This is a genomic window from Advenella faeciporci (genome assembly GCF_014652395.1).
GTDB lineage: Bacteria > Pseudomonadota > Gammaproteobacteria > Burkholderiales > Burkholderiaceae_B > Advenella > Advenella faeciporci.
On the sequence record NZ_BMYS01000010.1, the window covers coordinates 36,536 to 53,672 of the forward strand.

Genomic DNA, 17,137 nt, shown 5'->3' on the forward strand with positions numbered 1-17,137 from the left:
TATGGTGCACAGCACCTGGCCATGCACCTTTTCAATTCCTGAACAAGACTCAGGATTTTTTGGCTTCCAGCTCTTTCATGCGTGCAACCAACTTGTCCAGATCGGCATCCAGTGCTTGCAACTGAGCCTGTTTGTCTGCATCGGACAATTTGGCATCATTGACCACTTGATTACGTTTTTTGAACAATTCAAGCTGACGAATGGGCAGCAACTGGTCATTGCTGGATACTTTAAACTTACCCCAATCCAGATTGTTCAACACAGCCAATTCTTCTGGTTTGTCGCCATAAGTGGTAAAAAATTCGTTAAATTTGACCTTGACATCTTCAGGCAGGTTTTTACGCCATACGATCGGATCGGCCGGAATCAAAGGGGAACGCCAGATTTCCTTGATCAAGGCCGCTTTTTCAGGATTGGTTTTTTTCAGGCGATCAACGCTTTCTGTATTATTGGTCGCCACATCAAGCTGTTTATTCGCGACAGACAAGGCATTGACTTCGTGGCTGCCATTGACAGCACGTTTGAAGATTTTATTGGGGTCAACATTATTCTGGGCAAAAACGTAGTAACCAGGAACCAGGTAACCCGAAGTTGAATTAGGATCACCATTACCAAAGTTAAGGTTTTTGGCCTGTGCCAGCATATCATCAAGATTATTGATTGGACTGTCTTTATGGGCAATCAACAAACTCCAGTAACCTGGTTTACCGTCTTTATCCACTGACTGGAAAATAACTTCGCCGTTGGCACGATCAACGGCTTCCATGGCTGATTTGTTACCGTACCAGGCAATATCAACCTTATCGAAACGCATGCCTTGAATAATGCCGGCATAGTCAGGGGCAAAAAACGCCTTTACTTTGTAACCGGTTTTTTTGGACATATCATCCAGGAACGGTTCCCAGACCTGTCTCAGGTTTTGTGACGATTCAGTGGAAATAATCCCGAAATTAATTTCCTTTTTTTCTTGGGCATAGGCGGCACCTGCTGTCAAGGCGGCGGCCAAAAGGGAAACTCCCACACGCTGGTAAATAGATTTAAGCATTGTTTATCTCTGGTTTCAGGTTATCAGTAACAAATAATTAATTGGGTTAATAAAGAAATACAACGGTTTCAGGACTGGTTTTTTTTCCAGCGCCTGCATACGTAAAGAGATTTTTTCCAGTTCAGCATCCAAAAGAGCGGTCTTTTCCTGTTTTTGTTGCTGGCTCAGTCTTGCATCAGTGGCAATTGCTGATCGTTGCTGGAACAGATCCAGTTGACGGATTGGCAGCAACTGGTCATTGCTTGATGCTTTGAATTTGGACAAATTCATTCCATTAAGCAGTTGCAATTCGGCAGCCTCATCACCATAAGTGTCAAAGAATGTCTTGATGACCAGCTTGGTTTCATCGGGCAGATCAGCACGCCAAACAATCGGGTTGTCCGGAATAAGCGGAGACTGCCAGATCACTTTCAGTTTTTCCGCCTTCTCTGGATGACTCCTGCTCAGTCGATCCATGGCACCGGTATTGAAAGTGGCCACGTCTAGCTGTTTATTGGCAACAGACAGCGCATTAACTTCATGATTGCCATTCAGCGAGCGCTTGAAAATTTTGTTCGGTTCAACATTGTTTTTGGCAAAAACGTAATAGCCAGGAACCAGATAACCGGAAGTGGAATTAGGGTCACCATTGCCAAAATTCAGGTTTTCCGCCTGGGCCAGCATCTGTTCAACGCTGTTGACCGGACTGTCTTTATGCGTAATTAGCAAACTCCAGTAACCCGGCTGCCCTTCCTTGTTCACCAGCTGATAAATAACCTCGCCATTGGCACGGTCAACGGCTTCCATGGCAGAATTATTGCCAAACAAAGCCAGATCCACTTTATTGAAACGCATGCCCTGGATAATGCCGGCATAATCAGGGGCAAAAAAGCTTTTCACCTTGTAACCGGTTTTGCGTGACATATCGGCTAATAAAGGTTCCCATTTGTTTTTCAGGTTCTGGGATGACTCGGTTGAAATGATGCCGAAATTCAGTTCTTTAACTTCTTGTGCTTGTGACGCACCCACCACCAGACAGCCGGCAAACGGTAAAGCAAGCAGGGTTTTATATAATTTTTTCATTGCCATCATATTTACTTTATATTTAAATCAAGCAACCTTGCGTTCCACTTGCTTAAGCATTGGTTCGTGCAGTTCTTCTTTGGCTTCCTGATGATCGGAAAACAACAAATTCGTACCCAGCTCAGACCCATACAGATCATTCAGGAAATGATTGGTTAAACCACTGATTGGGCCATCAAAGTGCTTCTTGCCATTTTTCAGGGCAACCGCATGTTTGCAATACTTGACGGCATAATCCACCTGATGCAGTGTGACAATGACGGTTTTCCCATCTTTTTTATTGATATCTGCCAGGGCATCCATCACATTACGTGCAGATTCCGGATCAAGCGAGGCGATGGGCTCATCAGCCAGAATAATTTCGGCCTGCTGACAAAGCGTACGGGCAATCGCGACACGTTGCTGTTGCCCACCCGACAGGGTTGAGGCACGGCGATAAGCATGTTCAAGCAGGCCCACGCGTTCAAGCGCATGCAAGGCACGCTCTTTTTCTTCAGCATTGAACAGACCCAACGTACCACGCAACCGAGACATGCGCCCCAGACAACCCAGCAAGACATTTTGCAGCACGTTTAAGCGACCAACCAGATTGAATTGCTGAAAAATATAGCCAATATCAGAACGGATACGGCGCACATCATGACTTAAATGACCATTCCCCTGAATCTGTTGACCCAGTGCATGAATGGTTCCACCATTGGTGCGGTCGGCACTGGCCAAACCTGACAAATGGCGTAATAATGTTGATTTGCCTGAACCCGATGCGCCAATCAGTGCCACCATGGCGCCTTTGGGAACATCCAGTTCCATGTTGAATAAAACCTGTTTGGAGCCAAACGTTTTATTCAGGTTTTGTACTTGAATAGCTGAAGCCATTTTTTCGCCTTTTTACAAAGGATTAATTCGAAAGATGGCTGCATGGTAAAGCGGTGATATGACAGGATAGTTAATGATTTATGACGGAATTGCAATATTTTTCTTTTAAACCCCTCCCGATAACTAGACAGGTTGATTCCCGTTGACTTTGATTCTATCTATGTAAAAAAAAAGGAATTACCGGTTTCAGGCAATTCCTTTTGGACAAAAAAACTAGACAGGTTAAATAAAAGATAAATTTGTAACAGCCTCAGCCATTAGCAAAAAATCAACCTTCTGCTACATTTTTTAACTAACCCCGCATGGTAACGAACTCTTCGGCTGCGGTAGGGTGAATGCCAATCGTACTGTCAAACCCGGCCTTGGTCACACCCGCCTTAACCGCAACGGCAAAGCCCTGGATAATTTCTCCGGCATCGTCACCTGCCATATGCATCCCCACTACTTTATCGCTAGCCACATCAACAATCAGCTTCATGAAAACGCGCGCGGCACTGCCGCTTAACGTATGCTTGAGCGGCCGGAACTCGGAACGGAATACCCGGATATCGCCAAATTTGTCCCTTGCTTCTTCTTCCGAATAACCGACTGTTCCAATATTGGGATGGGTAAACACTGCAGTGGGAATATATTCATAACTCATTTTTTTCTGTTTTTTACCGAACAGGTCATCTACCAGCACCATGGCTTCGGCAAGGGCCACCGGTGTGAGCTGGACCCGGTCTGTCACATCACCCAGGGCAAAAATGGAAGGAATTGAAGTTTGATAACGTTCATTGACCTTTATTGCACCGTTTTTGGCGGTTTGCCCACCCAGCGCTTCGAACCCCAATCCCTTGATATTGGGAGCCCGTCCCGTTGCATAAAGAATCTGGTCTGCCACCAGCACTGAGCCGTCTTCAAGGGTTGCTTTCAGGCCTTCTGGTGTTTTTTCAACTGAGGCAATATTTGTGTTGGTCCTTATATCAACACCTGCCTTGCGCATTTCACCGGCCACAAAATCACGGATTTCACGATCAAAACCACGCAAGATTTGTTCAGAGCGATAAAGCTGAACAACCCGTGAACCCAAGCCGTTAAAAATAGAGGCGAATTCACTGGCAATATACCCTCCGCCCACCACCAGCAAGCGTTGTGGAAACTCGGGCAGGTCAAAGATTTCATTAGACGTGATCACATATTCTTTACCCGGCACATCAGGAACAACGGGCTTGCCACCGGTCGCAATCAGGATATGCCTGGCGGTGTATGCTTTGCCATTATCAAGCAGCACGGTGTTTGGATCTTGCAATTTTGCCCAACCACGAATGAGCTCCACGCCGGCTCCCTTGAACAGGTTTTCATACACCCCGTTAAGACGACTGATTTCTGTTGCCCTTTGACGCTTCAGGGTTTCCCAGTTAAGCACCGGTTTCTCTCCTTCCCAGCCATATCCGTGCGACTCTTCAAATGCCTCGGCATAATGCGCGGCATAACTGTACAGTTTCTTGGGAATACACCCCAGGTTCACGCAGGTCCCCCCCAAGGGAGCCCCTTCGGCTGCGGCAACCCTTGCCCCTGTTTGAGCCGCCATACGCGCAGCCCGGACACCGCCACTTCCGGCACCAATTACAAACAAATCAAAATCAAATTTATTCTGTTCACTCATTGCTGTTTCCTACGTTAATCATCCGGTTCATTATACGTGCTTTGCGCTGATTTCATGTTTGAAGGGAAATGCCTGGCCGGCACTCCCGGCAAAACCAGCATCCCCCACCCTTGCATTGCTTAGCTGATTGACTGACTCATTGATTAATTACATTAAAAAAACACAGTAATGAGTTGTTTTAAAACAATATATTTTAAATAAAATGCTTATTGGCAAGCCAAAGCCTTTATCAAGACCTTATTGCCTGCGATACTGTTAAGACACTTTCTTGCCAAAGGTGAGCTTATGTCCTTCCGCTTTTTGCTTTGCGCGTTCATCTGCGCCCTGTTACTGGCCGGCTGCTCCAGCAGCCCCAAACTGTCAGATTCGTCCAAATACGCCAGGGTTGATCCGGCCAAACGACAACCCGTGATGAAAAACGCCCTGTCTTATATTGGCACGCCCTATCGCTATGGCGGCAACCATCCCGAAGAGGGTTTTGATTGCAGCGGTTTTGTCAATTATGTTTTCAACAAAACCGCCAAGGTCCAACTCCCCCGCAAGACCTCAATGATTGCCAGCGTTTCCAGGCCAGTCTCCAAATCGGCCCTGAAAAATGGCGACCTGGTTTTCTTCAACACCTCGGGTCCCTACACCCACATGGGCATTTACATTGGCAATAACCAATTCGTCCATGCACCGTCAAGCCGCAATAATGGCAAGGTCAGGGTTGACTCTTTAGACAGCCGTTACTTTGCGCAACGTTTTACCGATGCACGCACACTGTTTATCCAATAGAAAAAGCCCGCCAATATGAAGCATCCAATGTTGGAATTCACCTCAATAAGGCGGGCTTGTAACACAAGAGGTTACTCATGGTGGCACTTTATGATGTCGCCATGAGACCAGGCACTATTGCTTGAATTCGGGCTCGTGCAACCAGGCTGCGTGTTTGGGCGCTCTTTTGGTTTTCGACCACTCTTCCAGCATTTCCCATTTCACTTCATCCAGTTTACGATCCATTTCAGGCGTGGCGGTTTTAGCTGCCAGCTCCAGACGGTGGCCATTAGGATCACGAAAATAAATGGATTTGAAAATCACGTGATCGGTCACGCCAATCACTTCTATGCCCTTGGCCTGCAATCTTGCCTTGGTTTCTTCCAGCTCCTGGACGCTACCAACCTGGAAAGCGATATGCTGAACCCAATCGGGGGTATTGGTATCACGACCCATTGGAGGGGAATTAGGCACCTCAAAAAAAGCCAGGATATTCCCGTTACCGGCATCCATGAAAATATGCATGTAAGGATCCGGGGCCTTGGTTGAAGGAACTTTGTCTTCTGCTATAGCCAAAACGAAATCCATACCCAGGTTTTCTTTATACCAAAGTACGGTTTCTTTTGCGTCTTTGCAGCGATAAGCAACGTGATGAATTTGTTGGATAGCCATGATATTTGCCTCTGAAAGTTTTATAGGTGTGTATCATTTTAATTAGTAACGATGGTTACCATTAAACTATTAATCTATTTATATGTCAACATTAATTAATGAAAATCAATTATTTATTAAAAAAACCGTTATTTTTTAGGTATCATTTAATTAATAATTACGGTTACTATATAAAATTATCCCATTATTCCAACATGAACTTGAACCTGGACGACTTCCTTCCCTACCAGATCAGTGTCCTGGCTGAGCTTGTCAGTCAATCCATTGCACCTGTTTATCAGGCACGCCATGGTTTAATGCGCGATGACTGGCGTGTGCTGGTTGCCCTCAATCAGGGAAAACACATGCGTGCCACCGATATCTCCCTTCACGCAAGCCTTGATAAAATGCAGGTTAGCCGTGCCATCGCGCGGCTGGAAGAAAAAAACCTGCTGGCAAGAACCGTTGATGAACATGACAAGCGCAACCTGATCATTTCAGTGACCCCAAAAGGGCGCGCGATTTACCAGGAAATTGCGCCCGGCATGCTGGCGCGCAACCAATTTCTGCTGGACTGCCTGCCCCAAAACGAACAGGAACAGCTGAAAACCATCCTGCAATCCATCCAGCAGCGGGCCGAACAGCTTATCAGGCAAGGCTGACAAAACAATCCATCCCGAAATTTAAGTTATTATTGCTGGCATTCTTCATCAATGTAAATACGGACTGGACTTGATTAACAATACACTTACCATTGCCGGAATGGACCCATCCGGCGGCGCTGGCATACTCGCCGATATCAAAGCCATGAGTGCGCTGGGCAGCTATGGCTGTGCAGTTGTTGCGGCCCTTACCGCACAAAACACACAAGGCGTGACCGGGGTGCAGGCCATCACTCCAGAGTTTGTCGCCCTGCAACTGGACACTCTTTTTCAGGATGTCCGCATTGACGCGGTCAAGATAGGCATGCTGGGGCATGAAAAAGTCACCCTGGCAGTTGCCGAAAAACTGGCCCGATTCAAGCCTGAATATGTTGTGCTTGATCCGGTTATGGTGGCAAAAAGCGGTGATGTGCTGCTTGAAAAAAATGCCATTCATGTATTGAAAGAAACGTTAATTCCACTGTCTACCATAATCACCCCCAACCTGCCCGAAGCTGGCGTCCTGCTCAATGCCCGCCCGGCCGAGGCGCTGAAAGAGATGTACCGCGTTGCTGAAAAACTGCGCAAACTCATGTCTGACCAGGAGAACAAATGGGTACTGCTCAAAGGTGGGCACCTTCCCGGCAACGATACCGTTGATTTACTCTATAACGGTGACAAAATGATAGAGCTGCCCGGACAACGCATTGCCACCAAAAACACACACGGTACCGGCTGCACGCTATCAGCGGCCATTTGCGCCCTGTTGCCGCAACGAAAAAATGTCCCTGAAGCCACGCAAGAGGCCAAAGAATACCTGATTGCCGCCATTGCCAAAGCAGATCTTCTTACGGTTGGCAGCGGTCATGGCCCCGTGCAACATTTTCATGCATGGTGGTAAGGAATACGACAAAACCCTAATGATCTTAGTACAATAGGTCTAACTTTCATTTGAATGATTACAAGTAGCCAATATGAATGCCCCAACATCTTTAATTGAACAAAGCCGCTTTAATATGGTGGAACAGCAAATCCGCCCGGCCAATGTGTTTGACAGCGCGGTGCTTGACACCATGCTTTCATTGCCACGCGAGAACTTCGTTCCCGAACGCTACAAGAATCTGGCTTTTTCCGACATTGAAATCCCCCTGGAAGTCAATGGGATTGATACCCACGAAACCATGCTGGCACCCAAACTTGAAGCCCGCCTGACACAAGAGCTTCAATTAAAGCCCAGTGACGCAACACTGGAAATTGGTACTGGCTCAGGTTTTCAGGCTGCCCTGCTCAGCCGCTTGTGCACCCAGGTTCTCAGCATCGAAATCGACACACATATTGCCGCTTTCGCCAAAGAAAACCTGCAGCGTGAAAAAATCAGCAATGTCAATGTTGAAATAGGTGATGGTCGCACGGGCTGGGGCTCTGCCGAGTTCAATGCCATTCTGGTTACCGGTTCTTTACCCAATATCCCCGATTCCCTGAAATACCAGCTCGCCATCGGTGGCCGTCTGGTTGCTGTAGTGGGTCAGGCTCCTGCCATGACTGCAGTACGCATCACCCGTACCACGGCTGCCTCTTTCGAAACCGAGACCCTGTTTGAAACCTGCATCAAACCACTTAGCGGCACAACGGTTTCACATTTCAAATTCTAGCTATCCGCGTCTGGCACCTGCCCTGCTTCCCTGATTTTTTTAACCAGGGAAGTGGTGGAACGCTCAAATTCAAAGGGAATGGCAATTGCCTTGCCGCCCCAGCTTTTCACCCTTGCCGTTTCAGGCAGCTTTTCCATTTCATAATCACCTCCCTTGACAATAATGTCAGGTTTGAGCTGCTCTATCAGTTCCAGTGGCGTGTCTTCAGAAAAACTGGTAACCGCGGTTACGCAAGACAGTGCCGCCAGCAAAGCCGCACGATCCTCTTGCCTGTTTAACGGGCGATCAGGTGCCTTGCCCAGGCGTCGCACCGATTCATCGGTGTTAACGGCGACAATTAGCGTGGCTCCCAGTTGTGCCGCCTGATCAAGATAACTGACATGACCTCGATGCAAAATATCAAACACCCCATTGGTAAACACCAGGGGCCGTTTGAATTGACCTTTTTCAACTGCCTGCAGGCATTGCTCGCGGCTAAGTATTTTTTTTTCAAAACGAATCGCCATTCTTGCTCATACCCTTATTTATTGAACAGGCCGGCATTGACCGCCAACCACAGGAAAAGAAATGCATTCAGCGCCAGCACCATACCGACCACCATTAACACCCGCTTGGTTTTGGCCTGTGTCTGGTTGAGCTTTTCCAGCTCGCCCCTGAGCTGGGGGTTGCTATGATCCCGGGCCAGACTGGCATGCACCAGACGGGGCAGCTCTGGAATAATATGCGACCATTGAGGGGCCTCATGCTTGATACGCTCAATAAACCCTTTAGGACCAATACGATTCCACATCCATTTCTCAAGGAAAGGCTTGGCGGTTTTCCATAAATCCAGTTCGGGATCCAATTCACGACCCATACCCTCAACATTGAGCAGGGTTTTTTGCAGCAGTACAAGCTGGGGCTGAATTTCAACATTAAAACGGCGTGAAGTCTGAAACAACCTCATTAACACCTGACCCAATGAAATTTCAGCCAGGGGTCGGTCAAAATGCGGTTCACATACTGCCCGGACAGCAGCCTCAAGCTCTTCCTCACGGGTGTTTGGAGGAACCCAGCCCGATTCAATATGCAACTGTGCCACGCGGCGGTAATCCCGCTGGAAAAAGGCCAGAAAATTCTGTGCCAGATAGTTTTTATCAAATTCCGACAGCGACCCTACGATTCCGAAGTCAAGCGCAATGTATTTACCCAGGGAGGCAGGATGGTCAGACACCAGGATATTGCCCGGATGCATGTCCGCATGGAAAAATCCATCCTCAAACACCTGAGTGAAGAAAATTTCCACACCCATGCGTGCCAGTTTTTTAATATCCACACCGGCATTGCGCAAGCGCTCAACCTGACTGACCGGAATGCCATCCATCCACTCCATGGTAAAAACCGTTTTGGTGGTCAGGTTCCAGATCACCTCAGGCACCATGATCAGCTGACTTCGCTCGGGATCGGCAGAAAAATTACGCCTTAACTGACTGCAATTGGCCGCTTCCACCTGCAAATCCAGCTCATCGTGCAGATATTTATCAAATTCAGCGACCACTTCCTTGGGTTTAAGGCGTTTCCCGTCTGCCAGCAGTTTTTGTATCAGGTTGGCAAATACCCGCATAATGGCCAGGTCTTTTTCAATCACCTCAAGCATGCCGGGTCGCAGCACCTTGACCGCCACCTGCCGTCCATCATGCAAAACTGCCCGGTGCACCTGGGCAACCGAGGCTGAAGCAACCGGAACAGGATCAAACCGGGCAAACAGTTGATCGGGGGACTTGCCAAAAGCCTTGGTAATACTTGCTATGGCCAGCTCAGAGGAAAAGGGTGGCACCCGATCCTGCAGGGCTGACAATTCATCGGCGATATCATGGGGAACCAGGTCGCGCCGGGTAGACATGACCTGTCCGAATTTAACGAATATCGGCCCCAATGATTCCAGTGCCAGACGCAATCGTTCGCCACGTGGTTTTTTATATTTACGCCCAAAGCGAACGACCTTCAATAAATTGGTCGCAATGGGATGTTTGATACCACTTAAAACCAGTTCATCCAGACCATAACGAAATGAAATTAAAATAATCCTGAGCAGGCGAAAAAAAGTCATGATCATGAAATACCCCGGTCACTTCGTTTGTTTTGCAGTGCCCGGATTCTTTGTTGCAAATCATCCAACTGTTGATTTGTTTCCTTCACCTTTTCCTGAAGACTTTCAAAAGCGGAACGAGACAATATGAGGCGCGCTTCTTCAGAAAAATATTCGCTCATGTTTTCCGTTCCACGACGCGCCAATTCCTGGGCATTTTCCCGGATAAAACCAAAACCTTTCAGCAGCCGTTTTGCCAGAATGGGGCCAACCATACGCGTTAAATCATGCTCAATATCCCAACGTAAATCACGGGCAAGATCAGACACCAGTTGCGCAAGGCCTGCATCACCCTCCAGGTGCAGCAAGGAAGACAAAAGCTGCGGATTATCACGATTGCGAATCGCGTCTGGCAACTCGCTGAATTTATCTTCGGGCAAAGAAAGACTGACATTGGGAACAACCGCGGCATCAGCCACACTTAATGAGCCGTCATAATGCAGGGTATATAGAAATGAAAAACGGGCGATATTGATCCGCACGGTTTTACCTGCATGAGCGGCAACCTTATCCTTGGCCCACGGCTCTCGGTTAAGTAAAGCATTCAGCAGATTTACGGAAACCTGATTAGGATGAAGAAAAGAGGGGAACATTTGATGCGTCCGGCAGAAAAAACAGTTTGGCAAACAAACTTCAAGTTTACCTTTTTTTGTCATCGCCCTGCCATAAACCTTAGCCGAACAGACAATACAACCGTGCAAGGCACTGACAAAAAACAGTAAAGGCGCCAGGTGTAAAGGCGCCTTTATGAATCTCAGCCTGCTGATTTAATGGAAAAAGCAGGCAACCTGATCAGATGGCATCAAGAGGCATATTCAACCGGAATTTGCTGGATACCCGCTAACAGCCAACCACCCTGCTCGGGTTTGTACAGGTTCCATACTTCCTCAAAACGGAATGCCGCAGTATTAACTTCTTCACGCAACATACCTGAGAAACGTACACTGGCCAAATAGCCGTCACTGACCTGTTCGATACCCAGCAGCTCTGCATTGAGCAGCACCACTTCAGTGACAGTTTGACCGGCACGGGCCGTAATTTGAGGACTAAGTTCGGCAATCAGGTCATCGGTCAGGTATTCTTTAAGGGCGGCAATATCACCTTTATCCCAAATACCCTGGATAGCCTTGAATTGTTGCTTGGCATTTTGCAGAAAGGCAGGCGTATCAAAGTCGGCCGGCACAAACCAGGACTTATCCACATTGGGATTTTCGCCAGCAACCACCTCAGGAGCGGCTGCAGAGACCGGAGCCGCTGCTGGTGCCGGCGTAGCAGGCATTGCCGGTTTTTGGCCAAACATGGGCTGCTGCTCGCTTTGACGATACATATTATTGTTGCCACCAGCCCCTTGCATTGCAGGCTTTGCTGCACCACCACGCAAGCGACGCACAATAAACATAATGGCAAAAATAACAATACCAATCAGGATGGCACTGGATAGAAACTCAAGAAAAGCCCCCCCCAACCCCATGCTGGATAACAAAGCAGCGATACCCAAACCAGCGGCTATACCTGCGATAGGACCCAGAAAGCGGGAAAAACCGCTTTTTTGTGCAGCAGCACCTGTTGCAGCCGCTGAACTGCTGGCAGCGGCAGAGCGCTGAGTAGTATTGGCGGCAGCCGGAGGAGTCGTTGCCGCACGATTTTGAGTAACATTACTGGACTGACGGCCAAAGCTGCTGCCACCACCCATGCGACGCGCTTCCGCATCGAAAGAAACCGTGAGCATGGCTGAGGTTGAAACCACCACCAATGCCGCGGCTAAAAATCTAGACCATTTCTTAGTCATTAAAACGAGCTCCTTGTATGAATCAAGCCTGCCTATACAGGCGTACCGGCTAATCTTACAAAAAGCTGAACGTTTTAACAAGTAAAAAAAACCAAAACGGCCAGGCTATTGTTTCAAAACACTACATTTCAAACATGCCTGCCCTGTTTCATGATACCGCCAGTACTGACTTCAGCCCAGCTTGATTCCCTCGTGCACGGCAGCAATGCCGGCAGTCAGGTTGAAATACTGCACACGCTCAAAACCCACCCCACGCATCATGCCGGCCAGTGTTTCCTGATCGGGGTGCATGCGAATGGATTCAGCCAGATAACGATAGCTGTCTTCATCACTGGCAATTTTCTTGCCCAACCAGGGCAATATATTGAACGAATACCAGTCATAGGCGGGCTCGAGAGGTTTGTAAACCCTGGAAAACTCAAGTACCAGCAGTTTACCGCCTGGCTTGAGCACCCTGAACATTTCAGCCAGCGCCTGGTCTTTATGCGTCATATTGCGCAGGCCAAATGCGACGGTCACGCAATCAAAATAATTATCGGGAAATGGCAAATATTCAGCATCGCAAACCGCAGTAGGCAAAACCACGCCTTTGTCGATAAGACGGTCTCGGCCCACACTTAACATGGAGCTGTTGATATCGGTATGCCAGACTTCTCCGGTTTCACCCACTTTTTTACCAAACGCCAAGGCAAGGTCTCCGGTGCCACCGGCAATATCAAGCACTTTCATGCCACAGCGTACATTGGCCCGACCAATGGTGAATACTTTCCAGACACGATGCAATCCTGCCGACATAAGATCATTCATGACATCATAACGGGAAGCCACCGAATGAAAGACTTCTGCCACCTTGCCGGCCTTTTCAGATTCACTGACGGTTTTAAAGCCGAAATGGGTGGTTGAATTTTCGCTGCTTTCTTGGTTCGTATCAGGTTTCATACAATAATCTTATTTAAACGGAGAGTTGTCACAAACATGACATAATTAGGCAATACCATAAGTATCATACATAAATATTGCATTTTAACATTGGTACTACCTTAAATTTTACTTCATTATGGCAAGCACGATCCTCGTAGTAGAAGATGAACCCGCAATTCAGGAACTCATTTCCGTCAATTTATCCTTTGCGGGTCATAAAGTTTTACGCGCACTTGACGCTGAACAGGCAAAAATCCTGATTAACGCCGAGCTCCCGGACCTGATCCTGCTGGATTGGATGCTTCCCGGCGCATCGGGCCTAAGCATGGCAAGAAGCCTGCGGGCCGATGAGCGGACCAAAGACATTCCCATTATCATGCTAACCGCCAAAAGTGCCGAGGAAGATAAAGTTGAAGGTCTTGAGAGCGGTGCCGATGACTATATTACCAAACCCTTCTCGCCAAAAGAGCTGATGGCGCGCATCAAGGCGGTTTTACGTCGACGGGCACCACAACTCACCGATGACGAAATTGAAATCGCCGGCCTGAAATTGGATCCGGTTTCTCACCGTATTACCGGAAATGGCAGCAATCTGCCTCTGGGCCCCACCGAATTCCGTCTTTTGCATTTTTTCATGACACATCCAGAACGTGTCTTTACCCGCAGCCAATTGCTTGACCAGGTTTGGGGCGATCATGTGTTTCTTGAAGAAAGAACGGTTGATGTCCATATCCGCCGTTTGCGCAAGGCGCTTGAACCATCCGAGCATCACGGCCTGATTGAGACCGTGCGTGGCAGCGGCTACCGGTTTACGACCCGCCTTCCACAATAAATAACCGCATAATGCGATAAAATCCTTTTGGCAGTCCAAAGGGCCTGTTCTTTACCCTTCATTTACGTTATTTTGGGCACACAGGCCCGGTGGTTGATTATCATGAGATGGATAAAACCCTTGCTATGGCTTTGTTTCACAGTATTGTTGTGCATTGGCATTCAATATCTGGCACAGGGTTATTGGGGTATTGTTGCCCTTGGACTCATCTTTGCGGTTTACTATTTCCTCGAAGACAGGCATTTTCAACTTACCGTTAAATGGGCTCGGGATGTTGAAAGCCCGCCATCTCCCGATCTTGGCAAGTATGACGACATTGTCAGCCCGATTTACAAGCTGCTGCGTTTTCGTGGCAATGAGCTGAAAGCACTTAAACACCTGTCCCACAGTGTTTTATCCGCTGCCCAGGCCTTGCCAGCCGCTGCCATCACGCTTGACCGCAGTTTCCATATCGAATGGTGTAACGGTCTGGCAGAAAAGATGCTGGGCCTGAGTTACGAACAGGACAAAGGCTATAACATTTTCAACCTGGTCCGTTTACCCGAATTTTTTGAATATGCGCAAAACGGTGACTGGAGCCATTCTTTTGTCACCCACATGGAATCTGACGGCCAGTTCCGTTGTCTTAAATTTGACCTGAACCAATATTCGGAAGAAGGCATCCTGATGCTCTGCCAGGATATCACACAGCTCGAAAAGCTACGCACCACGCAACAAGACTTCGTGGCCAATGTCTCGCACGAAATCCGCACTCCACTGACCGTTCTGATCGGTTTTCTGGAAACCTTGCAAGATTTGCCTCCGGAAGCGGTTTCTCCCGAGCAGCGCAAGCAATATGAAACGCTCATGCATGAGCAGGCCCAACGCATGCTGGCGATTGTTGCCGATTTGCTCACCCTGTCCACCCTGGAATCCACACAGGCAAGTGGCGGGCAAAAGCTGGTGCTTGCCCAACTTATTGAATCTGCCGGCCAACTGGCCCATTCGTTATCAAAAGGCAAGCATAAATTCATTTTTGAGATAGACGAGAAACTGGCTATTCATGGCCAGCAAACTGAAATATCTTCGGCCATCAGCAACCTGATGACCAATGCCGTTCGCTATACACCCACCGATGGAACCATTACTGTCAGCTGGTACAAAGACAACAAGGGCAATGCCGTTTTCAGTGTCAACGATACCGGACTGGGCATTGCCAAACAGGATATCCCACGCATCACCGAGCGTTTCTACAGGGTCGACAAAAGCCGTTCACGGGCATCGGGCGGCACCGGTCTGGGCTTGGCTATTACAAAACACATCGTAATACGGCATAATGCCAAATTGGTCATAGACAGCGAAATCAACAAGGGAAGTACGTTCAGCATCATTTTCCCTCCCGATAGCATTATTAATGAGCCCAACATCCGTTCCTCAAAAAAACTGGCGGTTCACGCCTGAAGGTGATGCCTGCATTATTATCCGCTTCAGTCATGAAGGCCTTGACACCCAGGTAAGCCAGCTTTGCCTGCAAGCGGCCCAAAGCATTGGCAACGCCGGCCTGCCCGGCATTAACGACATTGTTCCCGCCTTCAACTGCGTGGGGGTACATTACCGGGCTTCCTGCTGGGGTAAGGCACCTTTTCAAAACCTTTGCCAAACCCTTGATTTACTGCTGGCCCAACCACACTTCCCGCCCAATGCCGCACCGGAACAAACCGTTGACATCCCGGTTTGTTATGATCCTGAATTTGGCATTGATCTTGAGCCGCTGGCCAGAACACTCGAATGCAGCACTGAACAGCTCATTGCCATGCATACATCACGGGCCGTGCGGGTTTTCATGCTGGGTTTTGCGCCAGGAATGCCCTATATGGGCTTACTGGATAGAAAAATGGATGTACCCCGCCTTGCCACCCCACGCCTGGCGATCCCAGCCGGTTCAGTGGCCATCGCCAACCGGCAAACCATCATTTATCCCCAGACGTCTCCGGGTGGCTGGCACATTATTGGCAGAACACCCATTGCGCTTTTCAATCCGGAAAGCGCCCCCCATACATTGCTGGCACCGGGCGATACGGTCCGTTTCAAGGCCATCAGCAAGGAAATGTTTACTCATTTAAAGAACAGTCGCCATGAGCATCCAGGTTATTAGTCCAGGCCTGCTGTCCACCTTTCAGGATGAAGGCAGGCACCGGTTTCAATCACTTGGGGTGCCGGTTGGCGGTGCCATGAACCCAAGCAACCTGCGGCTGGCCAATTTACTGGTGGGTAACCCGCCTTCAGAACCCGTGCTGGAAATTACCCTGACCGGTCCTGGATTATTGTTTGAAGAAGATACCTGCATCGCTTTAAGCGGCGCCCCCATTCATGCCTTTGCCGACGACGTACCCATACCGGCAAATCGGCCCTTTCTGATACAAGCCGGACAAACCCTGCATTTCAGGCAGGGCCAATTCCCGCCAATGACCCGATGCTGCCTGGCCGTGCATGGCGGATTTGAACTGCCCGCTGTAATGGGCAGTTGCAGCACCGACCTCAAAAACCGGCTGGGCGGCCAACACGGGCGGGCGCTGCAAAAGCAAGACCACATTCCAGTCAGAAAACCCCTTGACTCACGCCACCGGCAAATTCTGCAGGATTTTTTCAACCAGCTTGAAATTTATCTTCCCGCCAATCTGGGATTGCAGAAAAAAAACAGCATCAGGGTAATCAAAGGCCATCACTGGAATCACTTTACCCAGGAGTCCCATGAACGGTTTCTTGGCACACCATTCAGGATCACCCCCCAATCCGAGCGCATGGGATACCGTCTGCAAGGATCTGCCCTCGCCTTGCACTCGCCGTCGCAAATCCTGTCTGAGCCCACGGCGTTCGGCACCATTCAGGTACCCCCTGACGGCAATCCCATTATCCTGATGGCTGACCGGCAAACCACCGGCGGTTATCCCAAAATTGCCAATGTTATTTCAGCCGATCTGCCAGTGCTGGCACAATTGCTGCCCGGCGAGCACATATCATTTTCCCTGACGGAACTGGAGAAAGCGCAAGCATTAATGCTTGATCGGGAAGAAAAATTCATGACTTTGCAAAACCGGCTGGCAATGATTGCACTGAGACTGTCAGAATATTACCTTTAACCATCCATCTGCGCCTG

At 48.7% G+C, this 17,137-nt stretch carries 18 protein-coding genes; 8 read left to right on the forward strand and 10 right to left on the reverse strand.

Translation table 11 applies throughout. The features are described 5' to 3' along the window. Positions 1 to 49: 49 nt before the first annotated feature. From phnD (IE074_RS08270) to gor, 4 genes are all read right to left on the reverse strand, one after another. The gene (gene phnD, locus IE074_RS08270) at positions 50 to 1,045 is read right to left on the reverse strand and encodes a phosphonate ABC transporter substrate-binding protein (protein WP_189385003.1); all 996 of its coding nucleotides are present in this window, start codon (positions 1,043 to 1,045) and stop codon (positions 50 to 52) included. 15 nt (positions 1,046 to 1,060) lie between these two features. Then, complete coding sequence (phnD, locus tag IE074_RS08275) at positions 1,061 to 2,107, reverse strand: phosphonate ABC transporter substrate-binding protein (protein ID WP_189385004.1); 1,047 nt, start codon at positions 2,105 to 2,107, stop codon at positions 1,061 to 1,063. A gap of 27 nt (positions 2,108 to 2,134) precedes the next feature. Beyond that, positions 2,135 to 2,983, reverse strand: a complete 849-nt coding sequence (gene phnC / locus IE074_RS08280; RefSeq protein WP_189385005.1) for a phosphonate ABC transporter ATP-binding protein — start codon at positions 2,981 to 2,983, stop codon at positions 2,135 to 2,137. A 292-nt stretch (positions 2,984 to 3,275) separates the two neighbouring features. Further along, on the reverse strand, positions 3,276 to 4,631 hold the full coding sequence (gene gor / locus IE074_RS08285) for a glutathione-disulfide reductase (RefSeq protein WP_189385006.1): 1,356 nt from the start codon (positions 4,629 to 4,631) through the stop codon (positions 3,276 to 3,278). A 285-nt stretch (positions 4,632 to 4,916) separates the two neighbouring features. On the opposite strand from gor, the gene IE074_RS08290 reads away from it, so the two are divergent. Then, a complete protein-coding gene (locus IE074_RS08290; protein WP_189385007.1) occupies positions 4,917 to 5,408 on the forward strand; it encodes a C40 family peptidase in 492 nt (163 codons plus the stop codon). A 114-nt stretch (positions 5,409 to 5,522) separates the two neighbouring features. Here the strand turns inward: IE074_RS08290 and IE074_RS08295 are convergent, their stop codons facing one another. Then, a complete protein-coding gene (locus tag IE074_RS08295) occupies positions 5,523 to 6,059 on the reverse strand; it encodes a VOC family protein (RefSeq protein WP_189385008.1) in 537 nt (178 codons plus the stop codon). Between the two features lie 194 nt (positions 6,060 to 6,253). On the opposite strand from IE074_RS08295, the gene IE074_RS08300 reads away from it, so the two are divergent. The 3 genes from IE074_RS08300 (at position 6,254) to IE074_RS08310 (ending at position 8,331) form a co-directional block, all read left to right on the forward strand. Further along, entirely contained in the window at positions 6,254 to 6,700 is a 447-nt protein-coding gene (locus tag IE074_RS08300; protein ID WP_189385009.1) for a MarR family winged helix-turn-helix transcriptional regulator, read from the forward strand. Between the two features lie 70 nt (positions 6,701 to 6,770). Then, positions 6,771 to 7,580, forward strand: a complete 810-nt coding sequence (gene thiD, locus IE074_RS08305; RefSeq protein ID WP_308429754.1) for a bifunctional hydroxymethylpyrimidine kinase/phosphomethylpyrimidine kinase — start codon at positions 6,771 to 6,773, stop codon at positions 7,578 to 7,580. Between the two features lie 73 nt (positions 7,581 to 7,653). Continuing rightward, positions 7,654 to 8,331: a protein-L-isoaspartate O-methyltransferase family protein gene (locus tag IE074_RS08310; protein WP_189385010.1), complete on the forward strand. Its 678-nt coding sequence runs from the start codon at positions 7,654 to 7,656 to the stop codon at positions 8,329 to 8,331. Here the strand turns inward: IE074_RS08310 and rfaE2 are convergent. The 5 genes from rfaE2 to ubiE form a co-directional block, all read right to left on the reverse strand. Next, positions 8,328 to 8,837, reverse strand: a complete 510-nt coding sequence (rfaE2, locus tag IE074_RS08315) for a D-glycero-beta-D-manno-heptose 1-phosphate adenylyltransferase (protein WP_189385011.1) — start codon at positions 8,835 to 8,837, stop codon at positions 8,328 to 8,330. The two genes, IE074_RS08310 and rfaE2, sit on opposite strands and share 4 nt — an antisense overlap. A 14-nt stretch (positions 8,838 to 8,851) precedes the next feature. Then, the gene (gene ubiB / locus IE074_RS08320; protein WP_189385012.1) at positions 8,852 to 10,426 is read right to left on the reverse strand and encodes a ubiquinone biosynthesis regulatory protein kinase UbiB; all 1,575 of its coding nucleotides are present in this window, start codon (positions 10,424 to 10,426) and stop codon (positions 8,852 to 8,854) included. After that, on the reverse strand, positions 10,423 to 11,052 hold the full coding sequence (locus IE074_RS08325; RefSeq protein ID WP_189385013.1) for a ubiquinone biosynthesis accessory factor UbiJ: 630 nt from the start codon (positions 11,050 to 11,052) through the stop codon (positions 10,423 to 10,425). Before IE074_RS08325 ends, ubiB begins: the two co-directional genes overlap by 4 nt. 209 nt (positions 11,053 to 11,261) lie before the next feature. Then, positions 11,262 to 12,248: a Tim44 domain-containing protein gene (locus IE074_RS08330; protein WP_189385014.1), complete on the reverse strand. Its 987-nt coding sequence runs from the start codon at positions 12,246 to 12,248 to the stop codon at positions 11,262 to 11,264. A gap of 171 nt (positions 12,249 to 12,419) precedes the next feature. Then, the gene (ubiE, locus tag IE074_RS08335) at positions 12,420 to 13,187 is read right to left on the reverse strand and encodes a bifunctional demethylmenaquinone methyltransferase/2-methoxy-6-polyprenyl-1,4-benzoquinol methylase UbiE (RefSeq protein ID WP_189385015.1); all 768 of its coding nucleotides are present in this window, start codon (positions 13,185 to 13,187) and stop codon (positions 12,420 to 12,422) included. A gap of 118 nt (positions 13,188 to 13,305) precedes the next feature. Here ubiE and phoB point away from each other — a divergent pair, with 118 nt between their 5' ends. The 4 genes from phoB (at position 13,306) to IE074_RS08355 (ending at position 17,120) form a co-directional block, all read left to right on the forward strand. Beyond that, positions 13,306 to 14,001 carry a phosphate regulon transcriptional regulator PhoB gene (gene phoB, locus IE074_RS08340; protein ID WP_189385016.1) on the forward strand — a complete coding sequence of 232 codons (696 nt, stop codon included), beginning with the start codon at positions 13,306 to 13,308 and terminating at the stop codon, positions 13,999 to 14,001. A gap of 102 nt (positions 14,002 to 14,103) precedes the next feature. Continuing rightward, positions 14,104 to 15,441 (forward strand): phosphate regulon sensor histidine kinase PhoR, encoded by a 1,338-nt coding sequence (gene phoR, locus IE074_RS08345; protein WP_189385017.1) that lies wholly within the window; start codon positions 14,104 to 14,106, stop codon positions 15,439 to 15,441. Beyond that, on the forward strand, positions 15,395 to 16,135 hold the full coding sequence (gene pxpB / locus IE074_RS08350; RefSeq protein WP_189385018.1) for a 5-oxoprolinase subunit PxpB: 741 nt from the start codon (positions 15,395 to 15,397) through the stop codon (positions 16,133 to 16,135). The genes phoR and pxpB overlap by 47 nt, the downstream gene beginning before the upstream one ends. After that, entirely contained in the window at positions 16,116 to 17,120 is a 1,005-nt protein-coding gene (locus tag IE074_RS08355) for a 5-oxoprolinase subunit C family protein (RefSeq protein ID WP_189385019.1), read from the forward strand. Before pxpB ends, IE074_RS08355 begins: the two co-directional genes overlap by 20 nt. Positions 17,121 to 17,137 lie beyond the last annotated feature (17 nt).